Below are 18,742 nucleotides of genomic sequence, written 5' to 3'. Positions count from 1 at the left end.
CAATGGACGCACTGGAAACACCGGGGCGGGGAGCGGGACTCGCCGACATCGTCAGGTCCCGCTTTCTCCTCAAACTGCTTGTCTCCAAGGAGCTGAAGGTACGCTACCGGGGATCAGTCCTCGGATTGCTGTGGTCTTACGTCAAACCCGGCGTTCAATTCATCGTTTTTTACATTGCGCTTGGCGTTTTTCTGGGCCTGGAGCAGAGCGACCGTAATCCAGGCGGACTGCCTAATTACGCCATCTATCTGTTCTCCGGAATCGTTCTGATCAATTTCTTTACCGAGGCCCTGGGGAACGCATCCAGGTCCATCGTCGGCAACGGGAGCCTGATCAAAAAGATTTACCTTCCCCGGCAGCTCTTCCCGGTGGCTTCGGTCTGGGTCTCCGGAGTGCATTTCATTCCTCAGATCCTCATCCTCATTGTGGCCTGCCTGTTTAACGGATGGCGGCCAAATCTGCTGCAGCTGGCCGCGGCCGCAGGCGGGTTCATCATCATAGGACTTTTGGCGACGGGACTGGGACTCCTTTTCGGAGCGGTCAATGTGTACTTCCGAGATGCCGAAAACCTGGTTGACATGCTGCTGATGATTGCCACGTGGGCATCTCCGGTGCTCTACTCGTGGGTCATGGTCCGCGACCAGCTGGGGACTGCGTTCTTCAACGTGTACCAGCTGAATCCCCTGACTGTCGGAGTGGAGACGTTCCACTACGCTTTCTGGCTGCCAACCACAGACGGTGCTGAGGCTGTTCCGCCCCATCTGCTGTCCTTCTGGCTGCCAATTGCCCTGGTCCTTTCGGCTGCCGTCCTGCTGCTGGGCCAACTCGTCTTCCGGCGGCTTGAAGGCCGTTTCGCCCAGGAGCTCTGAACCGTGGCCAACGCCATCGAAGTACGCAACGTCAATAAACGATTCGTCCTGCGGCACACACGCTCCATGAAAGAAGCGTTCGTGTGGCTGGTCAAAGGACGCAAAGGAGACCTGAGCGAGAGATTCGACGCGCTCAAAGACGTCTCGATCAACATAGAACAGGGCGAAACGGTCGCGCTGCTCGGTCTCAACGGATCCGGCAAGTCCACGCTCCTGAAGCACATCTCCGGCGTGATGCGTCCGGACAGCGGGACCGTCGGTACGCGTGGACGAGTGGCCGGCCTGATCGAGGTGGGGGCAGGCTTCCATCATGACCTCAGCGGGCGGGACAACGTCTACCTTAATGGTGCGATCCTCGGCATGACCGAGGAGGAGATCAACGAGAAATTCGACTCCATCGTGGAGTTCTCCGAAATCGGACAGTTCATCGACACCGAGGTGAAATTCTACTCGTCCGGTATGTACCTCCGGTTGGCCTTCTCCGTGGCTGTGCACACCGACCCCGAGGTTTTCCTGGTGGATGAGATCCTTGCAGTGGGTGACGAGCCCTTCCAGAAGAAATGCATCGACAAGATCAAGGAACTGGCGGGGGAGGGCAAAACCCTTGTGGTCGTGAGCCACGACCTGGACCTGGTCTCGCGTATCTGCGAACGGGGTGTGCTTCTGGAGCACGGTCAGATCGTCATGGATGCGCCGGTAACAGACGTGGTCCGGCGGATGCGCGGTATCTCCTAGCCTTCCGGGCAGGTTTGTACCCCTACACTTGATAACCGAATACAACGTGCGGTGGGAACCACGGCACCGGAAGGAACAAAGTGACCTGGATTTCCGTCACGCCACAGATTCTCGCGGCTTTGGGCATCATTTTCGTGCCAGGAGCCGTTCTGGCTTTTGTCGGATTCCGCCTTCGGTGGATGGCGGCCCTCGCTGTGTCACCGGTCCTTTCCGTGTCCCTGGTGTCAGTTGCAGCCGTCCTTGCAGGAGCTGCGGGAGTCCGTTGGTCCTTGCTGCCGGTGGCCGTCCTCACGGTGCTGGCCACCGCCCTCGCAGGGCTTTTCCGTTGGTGGTGGGGCAGGCGGCACCCCCGCGAAACCCCGCAGGCAGGGACCGACCCAACAATCCACCTGGTCGAGGCGGCTGCCGTTCTTGGGGCGGCGGCCCTCGTGGGCCGCAGACTGATCTACGCGTTCGGTTCACCGGAGAATTTCTCCCAGACGTTCGATAACATCTTCCACCTCAACGCGATCCAGTACATCGCTGATACTGGATCGGCGTCCTCCCTCACGATCGGCGGGATGACCGGGATCGGCTTCTATCCCGCCGGCTGGCATGGCCTGGTTTCCCTGGTTAATTCGCTGGCGGCCGCGCCCATCCCGGTTAGCGTGAACGTGGTTAACCTGGTGATCGGAGCCGTGGTCTGGCCCATCGGCTGTATCTTCCTCGTCCAGCAGATCGCCGGACGGAAAGCTGTACCCACCCTGTTCGCGGGGGTGTTGGCCGGTGCCTTTGGCGCCTTCCCCCTGCTGCTGGTCGACTTTGGTGTCCTGTACCCCAACTTCCTGGGTGTCAGCCTGATCCCGTCGGTGCTGGGTATCCTTCTCGCCGTCCTGGGACTGGTCCGGCGTTCCTCACCACTTCCCCTCGCCTGGCTGCTTCTCCTCGCCGCCATGCCGGGGCTGGGCCTGGGACACCCAAGCGCCGTTCTGGCGGTTACTGCGTTTTCCGTTCCCCTGGTCATAGCTGCAGTTGCCCGGCGTGTCCGGATCGAGCTCACCCGGTACCGTCTGGTTCGGGGAGGGTTCTACGTTCTGGGGTTCGTGCTCTACGGCATCGCGGTCGTGCGGCTCTGGCATGTTGTGCGTCCGGCAGCTGACACCCTGATTTGGCTGCCGTACCAAACCCCGGCTCAGGCGATGGGTGAGGTATTCGCCAGTGCACCGCTTGGTTCTGCGGTTTCCTGGGGTGTTATGGTCCTGTCCTTCTTCGGGCTCATAGCCGTTGTCCTCAAGCGGGCGCCCTGGTGGACGGCGGCCCTGTGGGCAGTCGGCGGATTCCTCTACGTAGTGGCCACCGGCGGCGCGGACGGGGACTTCCGAGACCTGATAACGGGCGGGTGGTACACCGATAACTACCGTTTGGCTGCCCTTCTGCCAGTTGCTGCTCTCCCGCTGGCCGCTGTGGGCGGTACCTTCATCGTCGACTCGCTGAATATCCGCGTCTGGCAGCCCGTGACCGACCGCCTCCTCGCCCGGGGCTGGAAGGTGGACGCCACCCGTGCTGCTACAGCCGCTGCCGTGCTGGTACTGGTCGCGGTGGCAGCCGTGGCGACACAACAGCAGAACGTCCGGGACGCGGCCATGTCCGCAACAGGTAACTACGAGCTGAGCGACGACGCACCGCTGGTTTCCCGTGATGAGTACGAGCTGATGGAACGGCTGGACGGCGAGATCGAAGCGGGTGCCGAACTGGTCGGAAATCCCTGGAACGGCAGTTCCCTGGTTTATGCACTGACCGGACACCGGCCTATGCAGCTGCACACCATTTCGGCGTTGAGCCCGGAAGAAGACGAAATCTATGCGGACCTGCGAAACGCGCTGACTGATCCGGATGTATGCCCGGCCCTCCGCGAGGCACAGGTGAAGTATGTCCTGGACTTCGGGGACCAGGAGATCCACGGTGGAGCGCACCCGTACCCGGGCCTGGAGGATCTGGAATCAAGCGGTGTCGTAGAACTGCTCGACGCTGAAGGGGATGCGAAACTGTACCGGATTACCGCCTGCGGCTAGGGCGCCGCAGGCGGCGGAGGGACGCGGCCGCGATTACTGCGGGACAGGGTTTCCGCTCTTAGCCGGGCGGTGGAAGTAGCCGTAGACCACGCGCAGCTGGTACGCAGCGACTGCCAGTTCCGAGACTGCAACAGCCCAGGCAACCCCGGCGACGCCTACGGTCAGTGCACCCGTGATGATCAGCGGAATTCCAATGGCTGCGCCCAGAACGGTAGAGACTGCCAGGGCTTTTCCTTCTCCGATCGGAATCAGGCAGGCGAGTCCGACGACCTGAGAGACGGCGACAGCGCCGAAGACCACGCCCATGGGGACGCTCAGCTCAAATCCAACGGCAATTTTCCCCTGGGAGAGCAGGATGCTGGCCCAGGGAATACACAGAGCCATGACCGCTGCACTGAGCAGCGCTCCGAACGGTGCCAGTTTTGCCGCTGTACGGACGCGGGCGTCCTGGCGCGCCCTCACCGGATCGGCGATTGAGCCCTGCAGGACCTGCACCACAGGCCCCACCGCCGTCAGGCCATACTTGAAGAATTTTTCCGCCATCGCGTAGAGAGGGACGGCCGCGGGAATAACGGCTCCGACGACAAGGAGCGGCGTGTTGACGTAAAGGCTGGAGGTGGCGGCGGTGATAACACCGTGCCGCTGTCCGCCCAGGCGGCGTACCGCGCTGCCAAAGTGGAAGTCGAACCGGGGCGCGGAGCTGGACCTCCGGATCAGCAGCCCGCTGGCCAGCACCGCCAGAAGGTTCATCCCTAGTTGTATCCACAAGTAGACGTACACATCACCTGTGAGGATTAGGCCGACCAGGCCAAAGAGTGTTCCGAGGGTGACGGGAAGGGTGTCAAAAACCAGCAGCCGGCCCGGGCGGGCGTCACCGACAAAAAACCAGGAGGCACCCAGGAACGGCAGGAGATAGGCCAGACACGCCAGAACGGCAACTGACGGTGAGTTGTTGCTGGCGATCAGCCAGACGGTCAGCGCTGCCAAGGGGGCCGCAGCAGCGAACAGATAGATGCGGCTGACAAGTGAGTCGACGTACATCTGGGGCCGCTCTTCTGCCGGCATGCCGGCCACCATTGCAGGGCCTACCGTGCCCCAACCGAACGAAACCATAACCCCAAAAAGGAGCGCCGCGGATTGTCCGAGTGCAATCACACCCCAGGTTTCACTCCCGGCATGGGTAATGACGACCGGAATGGCAAGGACACCCACCACGGTGGTGATGACGACGGAAGCGCCGAACGCCCCCAGACGCCGGAAATGCCGCAGGACAGTGAGCTGGCCCAAAAAGTATCCTCCGTAACACGGGATGGGCATCGGACCGTTTTCCGTGCTTGTTCCCGCTGAAGATTCTAACCCGGCGGGTTGTACGGGTTGATATCATCGACGTAGCGCCGCCCGCCTACCGTATGCCCTTCCGGCGCTGAGCGGGGGCATACTCCGTCGATGGGAACTCTTTGTCTGTAGCTGCAGTTGTTGTCTCGTATAACCGTGTGGACCTGCTCCGCAAGTGCCTCTCGGCTCTTGAATCCCAGGATCGGCAGCCAGACGAAATCATGCTCGTTGATAACGGTTCCACCGATGGCAGCGTGGCCATGGTGCAGCAGGAGTTCCCCGGAGTCTCTATTTTTGAGACCGGAGCCAATCTCGGAGGTGCCGGAGGATTTGCCTGGGGAGTCGAGCGGGCCATAGCGGCCGGACACGACGCAGCGTGGCTTATGGACGACGACGCCGAGCCTCTGCCCGGCAGCTTGTCGCCCTTGGTGGCCGCGATGGAGAACGCACCTGAACGGCCGGGGTTCGTGACCTCACTCGTGGTCAATCCCGAAGGCGCCCCGAACAGCGGTCATCTTCCCGACCTGAGCGCAGATGCTTCGAAACAACTGGCAGCGAACGCCCTGGGCGGAATCGCCGTGAACAGCGCCAGCTTTGTGGGCGTCCTGATCGATCTTAAGGCGGCGGCAAAGATGCCGCTGCCCTTCGCGGACTTTTTTATCTGGTTTGATGACGCCGAGTACACCCGCCGCCTGAGCCGGGGCGCTTATGGGATGGTCCTTCCCGAGAGCCGTATCAGCCACCCGGAAAAGCAGAACCAGGCGGATATGGGCGGACGCCTGTTCTATTACATCCGCAATAATCTCTGGCTTCGGCGCCTTGATCCGGCCCCGAGGACGTTGCTCCAAAACCCGGTCAGATGGGTTGCGGGCATGACAGTGCTGGCCCTGCGCCAGGGTTTGAGCGCACAGGACAGGAAGCTGTGGCTCCGGTCCGCTGCCAAGGGCCTTTACGAGGGAATCGCCCGTTCGCCCAGAACCATCCTGCCCGGCCAGCTGCTGTCAAAGTCCGTCCAGCTGGGCGGATAGCCCTCCCCATCCGTTGCAGGGGCCTTGGCCCCGGCCCCCGGACCCCGCACTGAACCGTCCTACCCAAAGGTGTACAGCATGACCGACTCCTATCGCGTCGCCGCGGTGATTTCCGCCTACAACCCTCCGTCGGACCTGGTCGAAAAGGTGAAGCGGCTGACTGACCAGGTCGATCTCATCGTCGTGGTTGATGATGGTTCTCCATCAGCTGATCCGGCAGTGCTGGAGGGGCTGTCGGAGGCCGGCGCCGTCGTTCTGAAACAGGCATCCAACAGCGGTATCGCGGCGGCCCTCAACGCAGGTATCCGGTACGCGGCTGACTCGGCCCCGGATTTCTTCCTCACGCTGGACCAGGACTCCGAGCTCGATGCAGGCTATGTAGCTGCCGCTCTCCAGGCCTATGACCGGGCCCGAACGCAGGGCATTGCCGTCGGTATGGTGTGCGCGGAGTCCCATAATGGAGGAGCCGTGATGCTCCAGAAATCCGGCGCTCCGTTCCCGGAGGCCTTTGACCCGATGCAGTCGGGGACACTGATTCCGGCAGCAACGTTCGACGCGGCGGGCCTGCTGGAAGAGGATTTGTTTATCGACTGCGTGGACTCCGAGTTTACAGCGCGCATCCGCGAAATGGGCCTGCTTGCCCTCATTGCTCCTGGCTGCAACATCACGCACTCAGTGGGGGATTCCAGGCCGATGCGCCTGGGGACCTGGCATGTCACGGTGGGCGGTCAGAAACGTTTTGTGCATTCACACGCGCCGTTCCGCGTTTACTACATCACGCGCAACGGTTTGGTGATGTACAGGCGCTACCTGGCCAAGCAGCCGATTTGGGTGCTGAGGAGGATAGGGCTTGAAATCGTGTTCTACGGGGTCCGCGTCGTCTACGGACCGCACCGCCTTCGCCAGATAGCAGCCATTGCCTTCGGTGTACGGGATGCGCTGACCGGCCGCATGGGCAGGATCAGCCCCCGGGTGAGCGGTCTGGTGACCCCGCGGAAACGGAAGGCCAGCTAAGCGCGTTCCGCGTTCCGCGTTCTGCGCATAATCCGCACCAGGGCGACGAAAAACGCCCGGGCCAGCATGATTCTGGCGCGGAGGATCAACCCCAGGCTGCGGGCTTTCTTCGGAGTGGTGTTGTTATCGTGCAGCCGGCGGTTCAGGGTGTCCTCATCAAGATGCACCATGGAACCCCGCAGGTTGCCGACGAGCGCGATCCACTGATCATGGGTTTCGACGAGGAAAGCGGGGAAAGGCAGGATCAGGTCTTTAGCACTGCGGCGGAACCCCATGGCGCAGCCGTAGTACGGCCGCACACCAATCCACAGGGTGAGGAGGTTGGCCCACCTCCGGTGGCTGTCGGAGCTGCGCAGCCGCAGCGATTCGATCCGCCGGGGTGCCTGTCCGAAATAGCCGAAGTTGCTGGCTACGACGTCGGCGTCCTGCAGTGCGGCGACCATCGAGTCCACTCGGCCCGGGATCCAGACATCGTCCTGGTCGGAGAGGAAGACGTAGTCGCCCCTGCTGGCTGTCAGGGCCGCCTCAAAGGTCCGGACGTAGCCACGGTTTACCGCGGACCGGATCAACCTGATCCGAGGATCATTCACAGCCTCCACGACCTTGGCGGTGTCGTCGGTGGATGCGTCATCAACGACTACCAGCTCGTCCCCGGCCTGAAGCTGCGGCAGGATGGACGCGATCTGCTCCTCCACATGGGCGGCGCCGTTGTAGGTGGCCATGCAGACGCTGACCTGGCCGCGGTTCGGGGAGGACGGAGGGAGGCTGGTATTCATACGTATCCTGCAGATTCTTTGGCGTGGGCTGGAGTGCCGCATCCAGCATACCGGTTGGCCTGTTTCGACTTCGCGGCGCGCCCTCCCTATAGTTGATGTTGTTCCCCGTCCTCTGGCCGCGCACTGACTGCGGCGCCGTCCGTCGGCTGTGCCTGCCGTCGCAATAAAGTGAAAGAAGCAAGCCGTGACTGCCGTAGATGTGATGTTCCCGTACTACGGGGACGTGGAACTGATGAAACAAGCCGCCAGAAGCGTGATGGGGCAGCAGCACCAGGACTGGCGCCTGGTGGTCATCGACGACGGTTATCCCGATCCTGAGCCTGCCCGCTGGTTCGCAGAGATCCAGGACCCGCGCGTCAGCTACCAGCGCAATGAAAAGAACCTCGGAGCCAACGGCAACTACCGTAAAGCAGTTCAGCTGATTGAAGCGCCGGTGGCCGTAATTATGGGTGCTGACGACATCATGCTCCCGAACTATCTCACCGCGGTAGTGGAGTCCTTCGAAGAATTCCCCGACGCCAGTGCAGTTCAGCCCGGTGTCCAGGTGATCGACGAACTGAGCCGGGCAACGGCTCCCTTGGCCGACCGGGTCAAAAAGGTGGCCCTCCCTCGGGGCACCCAGCGGCGGGCGCTGCGCGGCGAAGACCTGGCTACGAGCCTGCTCCGGGCAGGGTGGCACTACTTCCCGTCAATTGCCTGGAAGTCCGAAATGCTCAAGCGCATCGGGTTCCGTTCCAACTTCGACGTGGTTCAGGATCTGGCCCTCCTGCTGGACATCGCCGCTGCCGATGGATCGATGGTCCTGACCCCGGAACTGGCCTTCCTCTACCGGAGGCACTCCGGTTCGGATTCGTCCGTCCGCGCTCTTGATGGCCGCCGTTTTGATGAAGAGCGGCGCTTCTTCGAGGGAGAAGCCACCAGGTTCAAGCAACTCGGGTGGAACCGTGCGGCCCGCGCCGCCCGTCTCCACCTCACCTCCCGCCTCAATGCGGCAGCACTGATTGCGCAGTCCGCGGCCGGCGGCAAGTTCGGCTATGTTCCCAAGCTTGCCAAGCACGTGATCCGCTAGCCCAGGCTACGGGACCGGACTGGCATCGGCATAAAGAAATGGAGCGGACCCGCGAGGCGGGGCCGCTCTATTTCTTTATGCCGGTGAGGAGATGGGATGTAACGCCCTACTGGCGGAGACCGTCGGCGCTTTGGCCGTCTGCGGTCTCTCCGGAGGTCCACGGTTTGGCAGCTTCATCCAGGGCGATGCGCCGGGAGAGGGTCGTGATGGATGTTTCCATGTTGCGGAAACGCTGATATGTGGTTGCCACGAAAATGAAGAAGCAGACAATCGCGGCGTAGAGCACCAGATCGGTTCCGCGGCCGATGCCGAGGAAACCGGCGACGCGCGTCAGGGCATCCGGGAAGAAGATGGACAGGGCGGCGGCCACCGCAAAGATCATCAGCATGATCCGCCGCAGCGCCAGGTGCCTCGCGTTAACACCACCGCGCATCATGGCTACAGAGACCAGGATGACGGCGATGACGAGGACTATCTGAACGATGAGTAGCAATTCGGGTCACCTAAAGAAGAGTTCGGCCAGGATGTTTACGGAGTTCAGGAGAGACTGGCCCTTGGACTTAGAGTAGTCCGTGTAAATGATCTCTACCGGATGCTCCACCCACCGGGGGCGGATGGTGGCCAGCTGGTTGACCAGTTCGGAGGCGTGGGCCATGCGGTTCTGCGTGAGGTGGAGCTTGGATGCAACCTCGCGGTTTATTGCCCGCAGGCCGTTGTGCGCGTCCGTCAGGTTCATGCCCGTGGCCATCCTGGACTGGATAGCAGCGGTCTTGAGCACAATCCGCTTCCGCCGTGTGATCTTCGTCCGGTCATCCAGGAAACGGGAACCCAGGACTACCTCGGCCTCACCTGAATCAATCCGCGCAACCATCGCGAGGGCATCGGCCACCCGGTGCTGTCCGTCCGCATCGAAAGTGACGATGCTGGTCATAGCCGGGTCCTGCAGGGCATATTCAATGCCGGTCTGCAGAGCGGCACCCTGCCCCAGGTTGATCGGGTGCTGGACTACTACCGCCCCGGCCTTCCGGGCAACGTCCTGGGAACCATCGCTGCTGCCGTCATCCACGCAGACAACGTTGGGAAACTCCCGGCGCAGGTCTTGGATGACGGAGCCAACAACGGTCGCTTCGTTGTACATCGGGATAACGATCCATGTGGTGCTCACCGTGTCAGTATCCCATATTGCGTACGGCGGCATCGGCTCCGGATGCGGACTGCCCGCCCAGGTATGCGGCCAGCCGGACAGAGGCGTCTGCCGGTTCAAAGCCCGTGGATTTGATCTTGTCCAAGGGCAGGACGCTGTTCTTCGGCCTCGGCGCGGCCTCTTTGCCCTTGAAATACTCTTCGGTGCTGACGCCGGTCACTGACTCTCCCGGATGACCGGTCAGTTCATAGACGGTGCGGGCCACGTCTGCCCAGGACACCGGTGCGCCGTCGTTCGTCAGGTTGTAGACGCCGTACTCGGCCCCGGAAACCAACAGGTGCCGGATCCCGGCAGCCAGGTCTTCAGTGAAGCTCAGCCGCCCAATCTGGTCATCGACGACGGCGGGCTGGACTCCGCGCTCTGCCAGGGAAGCCATGGTGCGGACAAAGTTCGCCCCCTCGCCGATAACCCAGCTCGTGCGCACGACGTAGTGCGCGGGAACGGTCGAAACGATGGCGTCACCGGCTGCCTTGGTCTGCCCGTAAACACCCAGGGGAGAGAACGGTTCATCTTCCGGATGCGCGGAGGCACTGCCATCAAAAACGTAGTCCGAGGACACCTGCACCAGCGTGAGCCGGTTTTCCGTGGCAACGCGGGCAAGGCCCGCGACCCCGGCGACATTGATAGCCCACGCGGCGGCCCGGCCTTCCGGAGTTTCTGCCGTGTCCACGGCTGTGTAGGCGGACGCATTAATGATCGCGGAGTAGTCCTTCCAGTTCCGGCTGTCGTAGGCCGAAGGGCTGGTGACGTCGAAATCGGAGCGCGCAGCGAATTCCACACTGGAGTCATCGGCATACAGGGCCCGGAGTGCCTTGCCCAGCTGACCGTCAGCACCCAGGACAAGGGTCTTTTTCCGCTTCATAGGTACGACCTCGGACAGCCGCGGATGTGCTTTGTCCTTGTCGGAGAGTTCTGCCTGGGCCAGCGGAACAGGCCAGTCAATGGCCGCTGTTTCATCGGCGAGATTCAAGAACGTGTACTGTCCCTGCGCCGCGGCGCTCCAGTGGTCATTCACCAGGTACGTGTAGGCGGTGTTGTCCTCCAAGGTCTGGAAGGCGTTGCCCACCCCCCGGGGGATGAAGATGGCCTGGCTCGGGTCGAGCACGGCGGTGAAGACGGCGCCGAATGACGGCCCTTCGCGCAAATCGACCCAGGCACCGAAGATCCGCCCGGTGGCAACCGAAATGAACTTGTCCCAGGGTTCCGCGTGGATACCGCGGGTGGTGCCGGCCTTCTCGTTGAAGGAGATGTTGTTCTGTACCGGACCAAAGTCCGGCAGCCCCAGCGCAAGCATCTTCTCCCGCTGCCAGTTCTCCTTGAACCAGCCCCGGTTATCGCCGTGCACCGGAAGATCGTAGAGGACGACCCCGGGGATGGGCGTAGGGTGGCCGGCCAGAGGCTTGGAGAATTCCGGACCCACGGCGCTACTGACCCTGTTCCTTGTATTTTGCTTCCGTCCGGGCCTTTTGGGGCCGCCACCAGGCTTCGTTGGCCCGGTACCAGTCAATCGTGTCTTCCAGGCCCTGTTCGAAGTTGGAGAACTGCGGCTCCCAGCCCAGCTCTGTCCGGAGGCGGCTCGAATCGATCGCGTAGCGCATATCGTGTCCCGGCCGGTCGATCACCTGATCGTAGGCATCGGAGGGCTGCCCCATGTGTTTCAGGATGAGCTCAACAACTTCTTTGTTGTTCTTCTCGCCGTCCGCCCCGATCAGGTAGGTCTGGCCGATTTCGCCCTTCTCGATGATGCGCAGGACGGCCGACGAATGATCGTTGGCGTGGATCCAGTCGCGCACATTCAGGCCCGCTCCGTACACCTTGGGGCGAACCCCGTCGATCACGTTGGTGATCTGGCGCGGAATGAACTTCTCCACGTGCTGGTAGGGACCGTAGTTGTTCGAGCAGTTGCTGATGGTTGCCTGCAGGCCAAAGGAACGCACCCAGGCCCGCACCAGCAGGTCCGAGCCGGCCTTCGTCGAGGAGTACGGGCTGGACGGGTTATAGGGGGTTGAATCCGTGAACCGCTCCGGATCGTCCAGCTCCAGGTCGCCGTAAACCTCGTCGGTGGAGATGTGATGGAAGCGCTTTGAGTGCTTCCGGGCAGCTTCGATCAGCGTGTAGGTGCCGATGATGTTGGTGTCGAGGAAAGGCCTGGGGTCGTGCAGTGAGTTGTCGTTATGGGACTCAGCCGCATAGTGGACAACGACGTCGGTTTCCCCGACCAGCCGGTCCACCAGCTCTGCGTCGCAGATATCTCCCTGAACAAAGGTGAAACGGTCCTCCGGAAGTCCCTTGAGCGACTCAAGGTTCCCGGCGTACGTCAGCTTGTCCAGCACTGTGACGGAGAAGTCCGTGTTTTGGAGGGCGTAGTGCACGAAGTTGGAGCCAATAAAACCGGCGCCGCCGGTCACAAGGAGGTTCTGCATGTAGATACACGTTACCGGATTTGCCGTCACCCCATCGAGCCGGGATGATGAGGTGCATGCGCGGAATCATATTGGCAGGCGGCACTGGGTCACGGCTCCACCCGATAACACTCGGTGTCAGCAAGCAACTGGTGCCTGTCTACGACAAGCCAATGATCTATTACCCGCTGTCCACGCTGATCCTTGCGGGCATCAAAGACATCCTCATCATCACCACCCCGCACGACCACGAGCAGTTTAGCCGTCTCCTGGGTGACGGGAGCCGGTTTGGCGTCAACATCAGCTACAAGCAGCAGCCATCTCCCGACGGGCTCGCGCAGGCTTTCATCCTCGGCGCGGAGCACATTGGCAATGGTCCGGTTGCCTTGGTCCTGGGAGACAACATCTTCTACGGAGCGGGCCTGGGCACCCAGCTGCGCCGGTTCGCAGACATCGACGGCGGTGCTGTCTTCGGCTACTGGGTTGCCGATCCCACCGCATACGGCGTGGTGGAATTCGACCAGAACGGCAAGGCAATTTCCTTGGAGGAAAAGCCTGCCCAGCCGCGAAGCCACTACGCGGTCCCGGGACTGTATTTCTACGACAACGACGTCGTCGACATTGCCCGCAACCTTCAGCCCTCGCCCCGCGGGGAACTGGAGATCACTGACGTGAACCGCATCTACCTGGAAAAGGGAAAACTCCAGGTCGAGATTCTCCCGCGCGGCACCGCGTGGCTCGATACCGGAACCTTTGACTCCCTCAACGAAGCCTCCGAGTTCATCCGGACGGTCCAGAAACGGCAGGGACTCTCGATCGGGTGCCCGGAGGAAATCTCCTGGCGCCTCGGCAACATTACCGACGATGAGCTGCGCCGGCTGGCGGAGCCTCTCGTGAAGAGCGGCTACGGGCAGTACCTGCTGGAGCTGCTGAAGCAGAAGTAAGTCGTCTGAAAGACAAACCAAAAGGGCCGCCGGGGACTATTCCCGGCGGCCCTTTTGGTTTGTCTTGTTTCCTTCGGTCAGCGTCTGGCCCGCCGGATCAGTTCCGGACGACGACGGCACCTCCTGTGCGGGTCCAATCGATCCGCCCGCCCTGATAACGCTGGGTGCACTTGACGGCGGTGCAGGTCTCGTCTGTTACCGGGTAGCCGAGAACACCGGTCTCAAATCCGGTGGCCTGCCACTTTTTACGGATTTCCCCCGCAGTCGGGTGTGCGCCGGCTGACTTTGTCCAGGTAATGGCTCCCCCCTGGAAATTCTGGTAGCAGCCGTTGTCCTTGATCCCACACACCTGCGGGCTGGTGGGGTAGCCAAGGCCGCCGGACTCAAAGCCGTGCTTCTGATAAGCGGTGCGGATGGGCCCGGTGGCGCTGACTTGGGCGCCGGTTGCGGGGTTCCAGAGGATGGCTCCGTTTTGGAAGTCCTGGTAGCAGCCGCCGTTTTTGATGCCGCAGACTTGTGGGCTGCGTGGGTAGCCGAGTGCGCCGTTTTCGAATCCGCTGGCTTGGTAGGCGGTGCGGATGGGGCCGGTGGTGCTGATTTGGGCGCCGGTTGCGGGGTTCCAGAGGATGGCTCCGTTTTGGAAGTCCTGGTAGCAGCCGCCGTTTTTGATGCCGCAGACTTGTGGGCTGCGTGGGTAGCCGAGTGCGCCGTTTTCGAATCCGCTGGCTTGGTAGGCGGTGCGGATGGGGCCGGTGGTGCTGATTTGGGCGCCGGTTGCGGGGTTCCAGAGGATGGCTCCGTTTTGGAAGTCCTGGTAGCAGCCGCCGTTTTTGATGCCGCAGACTTGTGGGCTGCGTGGGTAGCCGAGTGCGCCGTTTTCGAATCCGCTGGCTTGGTAGGCGGTGCGGATGGGGCCGGTGGTGCTGATTTGGGCGCCGGTTGCGGGGTTCCAGAGGATGGCTCCGTTTTGGAAGTCCTGGTAGCAGCCGCCGTTTTTGATGCCGCAGACTTGTGGGCTGCGTGGGTAGCCGAGTGCGCCGTTTTCGAATCCGCTGGCCTGGTACGCGGCGCGGATAGCCCCGTTCACACTGGCTTGTGCGCCTGTGGCCGGGGACCAAAGCACTGCACCGCCCTTGAAGTCCTGGTAGCAGCCGCCGTTTTTGATGCCGCAGACAACACCGCTTGTAGCTGCACCCAGTGCCGGAGTGGCTGCTGCCACGGCACCGATGGCTGCGGCTGCGGGAGATCCGCTGCGCACAAATCGATCCAACTCGGCGCCGCTTCCGTTGAAGACGTTTGAATCGCCGGCGAAGGGACCGGTGCTGGAGTATTGCCACACTTTGTAGGCGGGCCATCCATTCGGCAGCGCACCGGGGCCAGCCTGGCTGTAGGAGGCGATGTGCAGGGGGTGGTTCGCAAAAGCGTTGGAGTTGCCGGTGCAGGACCGCCACCAGTCAGTGGTGGTGTAGATCATCGGCACCCGGCCGGTACGGGCCTGGATGGTACTCGAGAAGTCCCTGATCCATGCAATCATCTGGGCGGTGCTCATGTTGTAGCAGGTGTTGCCCAACTGGGGATACGGGTTGTATTCGATGTCCAGCAGCGGGGGAAGCGTCCGCCCATCCGAGGACCAGCCGCCGCCGTTATCGACGAAGTAGTTGGCTTCGGCTACGGCCGAACCAACCGAAGGAATAGCGAAGTGATAGGCCCCCCGTACCATTCCCACATTCCCGGATCCATTGTACTGCTGATTGTAGTAAGGGTTCTTATAGTAAGTTCCCTCTGTTGCCTTGACGTAGGCAAACCTGGCCCCTTGGCGCCAGGCGTTGCCCCAGTCCACGTTCTGCTGATGGCTGCTGACATCCATGCCCTGGATTCCAGCGGGCATCCAGGTGGCGGCCAGCGCAGCCGCCGGCGCCTCGCCGGACGTGGCGGCCGGTGGTTCATCCGGAGCGGTGTCCGGAACCTGCAGGGGTTGCTCCATCCCGGCTTGGGCAGCTGCCTCCTGCTGTGCTTCCTCCAGGGTAGGGACCTGAGCGTCGCCGGTAACCAGCAGCCGCTCCAAACCCTGACCCATGCGCGCTCCCAAGACTCCGGCCTCCTCCTGGGCAGACTCCGCCAGGGTGCGGGCGTTTGCGGTTGGAGCTTCGGGGATCAGCGTGTCGGCTGTTGAATCGTCATTGGTTTCAGGAGCAGCCTCCGGCGAGGACTCTGGAGCAGAGCCTTCCGGAGATTCTGTGGACGCCGGTTCGGGCACAGCGGGCGCTGTGGCCGTGGACGGTGCAGGTGAGGTCATGGGTTCTGCTGCAGCAGAGGTCAAGCCACTGAGGACGAGAGCTCCGGTCAGGGCCGCGCTCCCAAGACTGAGTGCGAGCGATTTTCTATTCACGGTAACTCCAAAAATTTGCCCACGATCGGGCTGGGGGATCACTGCAGACTATCGACTGCCGCGCTTACATCGGTAGGAATAACAACGGAATCGGGGCATCTGGGGCACAAAGCGGCGCAGCCGGCTCCGTCTAGAGGTCCTGACACCGAATCGTGGAGCTCCAGCCAGCCGGTTCCTGCAAGATTTCCACGCTTTGCAGTGTTGGGTCGGCGCTGCAGGACAGCTGAGCACTGCGGACACCTTCGGCCCAGTCGGGCCCGCTGCTGCCGGCGGCGTCCACCGGGAAGAAATATATGGTCTGGAGGACCACAAATACCCCGGCTTGTACCCCGCGGAACTGGACGCTCCCGATGAACGAAGCCGGTGAAATTACGGAATCCGGGCGCGAAACGGCTGCTATCAGCAGTGGAAGGAGGGCCAGGAGAAACATCGACGGCACGGCGCTGTAGCGGCTGAGGAAGAACTCTGACCAGCGTTCAAGCGTATCGAACTGGGAATACTTGAAATACGGACCGGGATTGATGACGACGGCGGCTGCCCAGACTATGCAGGACGCGAGCAGCCAGCTAAGACCGGCAACCCGCTGGGCACCATTTGCCAGCCACCCCACGAGCGCAGCCACCACTGCGAACGGTATGGCAGCAAGAATGATCGGGGCAGGACCAAAAGCCTGGATATGGTTTGCGATGACAGTGCTGCTGCCATAGATGATCGCAGCGCTGGTATTCAGGAAATACCCGTAAATGACCGACAGGACGTCCCAGTCCTGTCCCATTCCGGCACGTTCCCTGGGAAACGTGAACAATGTGACCAGCTGGCACGTCACACCGATGAGGAACCCGCCTTTGGCCCACCAGCTCCGCCTGTCCCGGACACGCCAGAACAGAAGAGGGAGGAAGAGGATCGACTGGATCTCGCTCAGTGCTGCCACCAGGGCTGCTGCCGCCAGGAGCAGCTTTTGGGCAAGCGCTTCCGGAACCTTGAACAGCACCCAGGGCGTGAGCCAGAGCAGATACCAGTGGAGGTTGGCCGTATTGCCCATGGTTTCCAGCGCAGCCGGAGCAGCCAGCACAGGAATCGAGGCCCACGCCAGACGAGCCATGAGGTTGGATGTGAATGCGGACGTGCAGTAATACGTCAGGGCTGCGACAAGTCCAACCACAACGCTGCAGGCTGCAGTCAATGCGACAGCGTAGGCCTCCAAACCGAATGCCGCCGCAACCATGGAGACAATGAACCGAGGGAGCAAATGCAGATAGCCATCATAGGGGGCCAGGAGACCAGGTCCGTGTTCCAGATAATCCTGCAGGAATACACGGCCGTCCTCTGCCCACACCGTCCTGGAAGCGACTGCAGGTACCCGGGCGAAAGCCAGCACTGCACCAACCAGGCCGACCGCAGCCAGCATCGCTGAGGGCCGGGGCTGCCGGGTCCGGGCTCGCCTGCCTTGGCCAGGCGCAGCGGACGCTTCTTGCCCGCGGCCTTGTGGCCCGGTCGTGGCATGCAGGGGAGCCGGCATTCGAATACACGAACCTTTCAGTAGCACCCGGGCGTCCCAGGTTTCGCTCTAGAGGGTACCGTGAATGCCTTCATCGCCGGGCCGGGGGATCGGTGCTGGAAATGGATAACGGAAAAAGGGCGCGTAGCTTCCCGGCACACACTGTGGAATGGTGCATCCGGGAACAGCATCGTGCTGGTGTCCCAAAATCTCCTTTCTGCATTATGCTGGCGGGGCTCATATATCTGCTCGGGCCGGGAATCGAATTAACGCCGCCGTATTCACGGCAGTGCACCAGCTCTCGTCATCACATTGAAAGATGGATATATGGCCGAAGGTATGCCATCACCGGTAAAGTCTCAACGTATTTCCCGTGTAACACTGGGTGAGCTGTTCGACCCCCGGAACAATTCGCTGAATGCGATTCGACTGCTCCTTGCCTCTCTCGTGGTGGTGTCGCATTCATGGGTTATCGGCAGGTTTGGGGAGGAGCCCGCCCTCGGCGGCAGAACGCTTGGAGCATGGGCTGTTCTCGGGTTCTTCGGCATTTCCGGCTACCTCATCACCCGCAGCCGTTTCAACGGCCAGCCCGCCAGACGCTTCCTGCAGGCACGATTCCTCCGGATCTATCCTGGATTTCTTGCCGCGCTTCTCATGGTGGCCTTTGTGTTCGCCCCGTTGTCCGTGGCCTTCGGGTCAGGCGGTTCGTTCGAACTTACCGACTCGCTGATGTACGTCGCCCGCAATATTTTCCTGTACCCGCCGTTTATCTCCCAAGCCAGCATCGGCACCACGCTGGCAGAGGGAGAGATCTGGAACGGAGCCCTGTGGAGTCTGTTCTGGGAAGCGTGCTGCTATGTCGGTGTCGGCATCCTCGGTATCGCCGCTCTGCGGGCCCGCAGTACGGCGCTGTTGCTGGTGGTTTTCCTCGGCGCGACTGCGGCGGCCTTTACCGCCCACCTTGGGCTGGTTCCGCCCAGTGAACTGACCCTCGCTCCGGCGCTCATCGCGGCTTTCAGCGGAGGGGCGCTGATGTACCTCCACTCCGGCAGCATCAGGGTGGTCCCAGCCGTGGCCGTCTCTGCTGCCGTGCTCATACTGTCCGTCGCCACAGGCACCGCAACGGTCCTGGCACCGCTGCCATTCGCGGTGCTCATCTTCGTCCTTGGCTCGGTATTGCCGCTGCGGCGGGTAGGCGCCAAACGCGATCTTTCCTACGGCATCTACATCTACGGGGTACCCGTGCAGAACCTGTTCGAGGTTGCCCTGCCGGATCTATCCCTGCCCCTCTACCTGCTCCTCACCTTCGCTTGCGTCGTCCCGCTGGCGTGGGCGAGTTTTACGTTGGTTGAGGCGCCGTCCATGAGGCTGAAGCAGCGGGCCAGGCCGGTAGCTTCGACACCGCTTCCCTTCGCCGCTGGCTGACGG

General features: G+C 62.0%; 16 protein-coding genes. 8 read left to right on the top strand and 8 right to left on the bottom strand.

Annotated elements, in window-relative coordinates:
* Window positions 1–2 precede the first annotated feature (2 nt).
* The 3 genes from ArtHe_RS09380 to ArtHe_RS09370 all read left to right on the top strand — a co-directional run bounded on the left by ArtHe_RS09380 (window position 3) and on the right by ArtHe_RS09370 (window position 3,655).
* Window positions 3–869 carry an ABC transporter permease gene (locus ArtHe_RS09380; protein ID WP_248316572.1) on the top strand — a complete coding sequence of 289 codons (867 nt, stop codon included), beginning with the start codon at window positions 3–5 and terminating at the stop codon, window positions 867–869.
* 3 nt (window positions 870–872) lie between these two features.
* Window positions 873–1,604: an ABC transporter ATP-binding protein gene (locus tag ArtHe_RS09375; RefSeq protein ID WP_248316570.1), complete on the top strand. Its 732-nt coding sequence runs from the start codon at window positions 873–875 to the stop codon at window positions 1,602–1,604.
* Between the two features lie 80 nt (window positions 1,605–1,684).
* Window positions 1,685–3,655, top strand: a complete 1,971-nt coding sequence (locus tag ArtHe_RS09370) for a DUF6541 family protein (protein ID WP_248316568.1) — start codon at window positions 1,685–1,687, stop codon at window positions 3,653–3,655.
* A 33-nt stretch (window positions 3,656–3,688) separates the two neighbouring features.
* On the opposite strand, the gene ArtHe_RS09365 is transcribed toward ArtHe_RS09370, so the two are convergent.
* On the bottom strand, window positions 3,689–4,942 hold the full coding sequence (locus ArtHe_RS09365; protein ID WP_248316567.1) for a hypothetical protein: 1,254 nt from the start codon (window positions 4,940–4,942) through the stop codon (window positions 3,689–3,691).
* 170 nt (window positions 4,943–5,112) lie between these two features.
* On the opposite strand from ArtHe_RS09365, the gene ArtHe_RS09360 reads away from it, so the two are divergent.
* Together ArtHe_RS09360 and ArtHe_RS09355 are read left to right on the top strand one after the other, a co-directional pair.
* Window positions 5,113–6,018 carry a glycosyltransferase family 2 protein gene (locus ArtHe_RS09360; protein WP_248316566.1) on the top strand — a complete coding sequence of 302 codons (906 nt, stop codon included), beginning with the start codon at window positions 5,113–5,115 and terminating at the stop codon, window positions 6,016–6,018.
* Window positions 6,019–6,096: 78 nt separating this feature from the next.
* Window positions 6,097–7,032 carry a glycosyltransferase gene (locus ArtHe_RS09355; protein ID WP_248316564.1) on the top strand — a complete coding sequence of 312 codons (936 nt, stop codon included), beginning with the start codon at window positions 6,097–6,099 and terminating at the stop codon, window positions 7,030–7,032.
* Here ArtHe_RS09355 and ArtHe_RS09350 read toward each other — a convergent pair.
* Window positions 7,029–7,808, bottom strand: coding sequence for a glycosyltransferase (locus ArtHe_RS09350; protein ID WP_248316562.1), 780 nt, complete (start codon window positions 7,806–7,808; stop codon window positions 7,029–7,031). The two genes, ArtHe_RS09355 and ArtHe_RS09350, sit on opposite strands and share 4 nt — an antisense overlap.
* Window positions 7,809–7,992: 184 nt before the next feature.
* On the opposite strand from ArtHe_RS09350, the gene ArtHe_RS09345 reads away from it, so the two are divergent.
* Window positions 7,993–8,877 (top strand): glycosyltransferase family A protein, encoded by an 885-nt coding sequence (locus tag ArtHe_RS09345; protein ID WP_248316561.1) that lies wholly within the window; start codon window positions 7,993–7,995, stop codon window positions 8,875–8,877.
* 106 nt (window positions 8,878–8,983) lie between these two features.
* Here ArtHe_RS09345 and ArtHe_RS09340 read toward each other — a convergent pair whose 3' ends face one another.
* From ArtHe_RS09340 to rfbB, 4 genes are read right to left on the bottom strand one after another with little or no spacing between them, the layout of a single operon-like run.
* The gene (locus tag ArtHe_RS09340) at window positions 8,984–9,370 is read right to left on the bottom strand and encodes a DUF2304 domain-containing protein (RefSeq protein ID WP_248316559.1); all 387 of its coding nucleotides are present in this window, start codon (window positions 9,368–9,370) and stop codon (window positions 8,984–8,986) included.
* A gap of 6 nt (window positions 9,371–9,376) precedes the next feature.
* Window positions 9,377–10,075 carry a glycosyltransferase family 2 protein gene (locus ArtHe_RS09335; RefSeq protein WP_248316558.1) on the bottom strand — a complete coding sequence of 233 codons (699 nt, stop codon included), beginning with the start codon at window positions 10,073–10,075 and terminating at the stop codon, window positions 9,377–9,379.
* Entirely contained in the window at window positions 10,047–11,501 is a 1,455-nt protein-coding gene (locus ArtHe_RS09330; RefSeq protein ID WP_248316557.1) for a bifunctional dTDP-4-dehydrorhamnose 3,5-epimerase family protein/NAD(P)-dependent oxidoreductase, read from the bottom strand. The genes ArtHe_RS09335 and ArtHe_RS09330 overlap by 29 nt, the downstream gene beginning before the upstream one ends.
* A 4-nt stretch (window positions 11,502–11,505) precedes the next feature.
* Window positions 11,506–12,504 (bottom strand): dTDP-glucose 4,6-dehydratase, encoded by a 999-nt coding sequence (gene rfbB, locus ArtHe_RS09325; RefSeq protein ID WP_248316556.1) that lies wholly within the window; start codon window positions 12,502–12,504, stop codon window positions 11,506–11,508.
* Between the two features lie 56 nt (window positions 12,505–12,560).
* Between rfbB and rfbA the strand changes: the two genes are divergently transcribed.
* On the top strand, window positions 12,561–13,427 hold the full coding sequence (gene rfbA, locus ArtHe_RS09320) for a glucose-1-phosphate thymidylyltransferase RfbA (RefSeq protein WP_248316555.1): 867 nt from the start codon (window positions 12,561–12,563) through the stop codon (window positions 13,425–13,427).
* Between the two features lie 97 nt (window positions 13,428–13,524).
* Here rfbA and ArtHe_RS09315 read toward each other — a convergent pair whose 3' ends face one another.
* Both ArtHe_RS09315 and ArtHe_RS09310 read right to left on the bottom strand, forming a co-directional pair.
* Window positions 13,525–15,723 (bottom strand): GH25 family lysozyme, encoded by a 2,199-nt coding sequence (locus ArtHe_RS09315; RefSeq protein ID WP_248316553.1) that lies wholly within the window; start codon window positions 15,721–15,723, stop codon window positions 13,525–13,527.
* Window positions 15,724–15,946: 223 nt separating this feature from the next.
* Window positions 15,947–17,224: a hypothetical protein gene (locus ArtHe_RS09310; protein ID WP_248316552.1), complete on the bottom strand. Its 1,278-nt coding sequence runs from the start codon at window positions 17,222–17,224 to the stop codon at window positions 15,947–15,949.
* 429 nt (window positions 17,225–17,653) lie between these two features.
* On the opposite strand from ArtHe_RS09310, the gene ArtHe_RS09305 reads away from it, so the two are divergent.
* Window positions 17,654–18,739 (top strand): acyltransferase, encoded by a 1,086-nt coding sequence (locus ArtHe_RS09305; protein WP_248316550.1) that lies wholly within the window; start codon window positions 17,654–17,656, stop codon window positions 18,737–18,739.
* The last annotated feature ends 3 nt before the right edge of the window (window positions 18,740–18,742 follow it).

It is taken from the genome of Arthrobacter sp. Helios (genome assembly GCF_023167125.1).
GTDB classification, from domain to species: domain Bacteria; phylum Actinomycetota; class Actinomycetes; order Actinomycetales; family Micrococcaceae; genus Arthrobacter_B; species Arthrobacter_B luteolus.
Note: the sequence above shows the minus strand (reverse complement) of the source record. Positions and strands in the feature narration are given on the sequence as shown.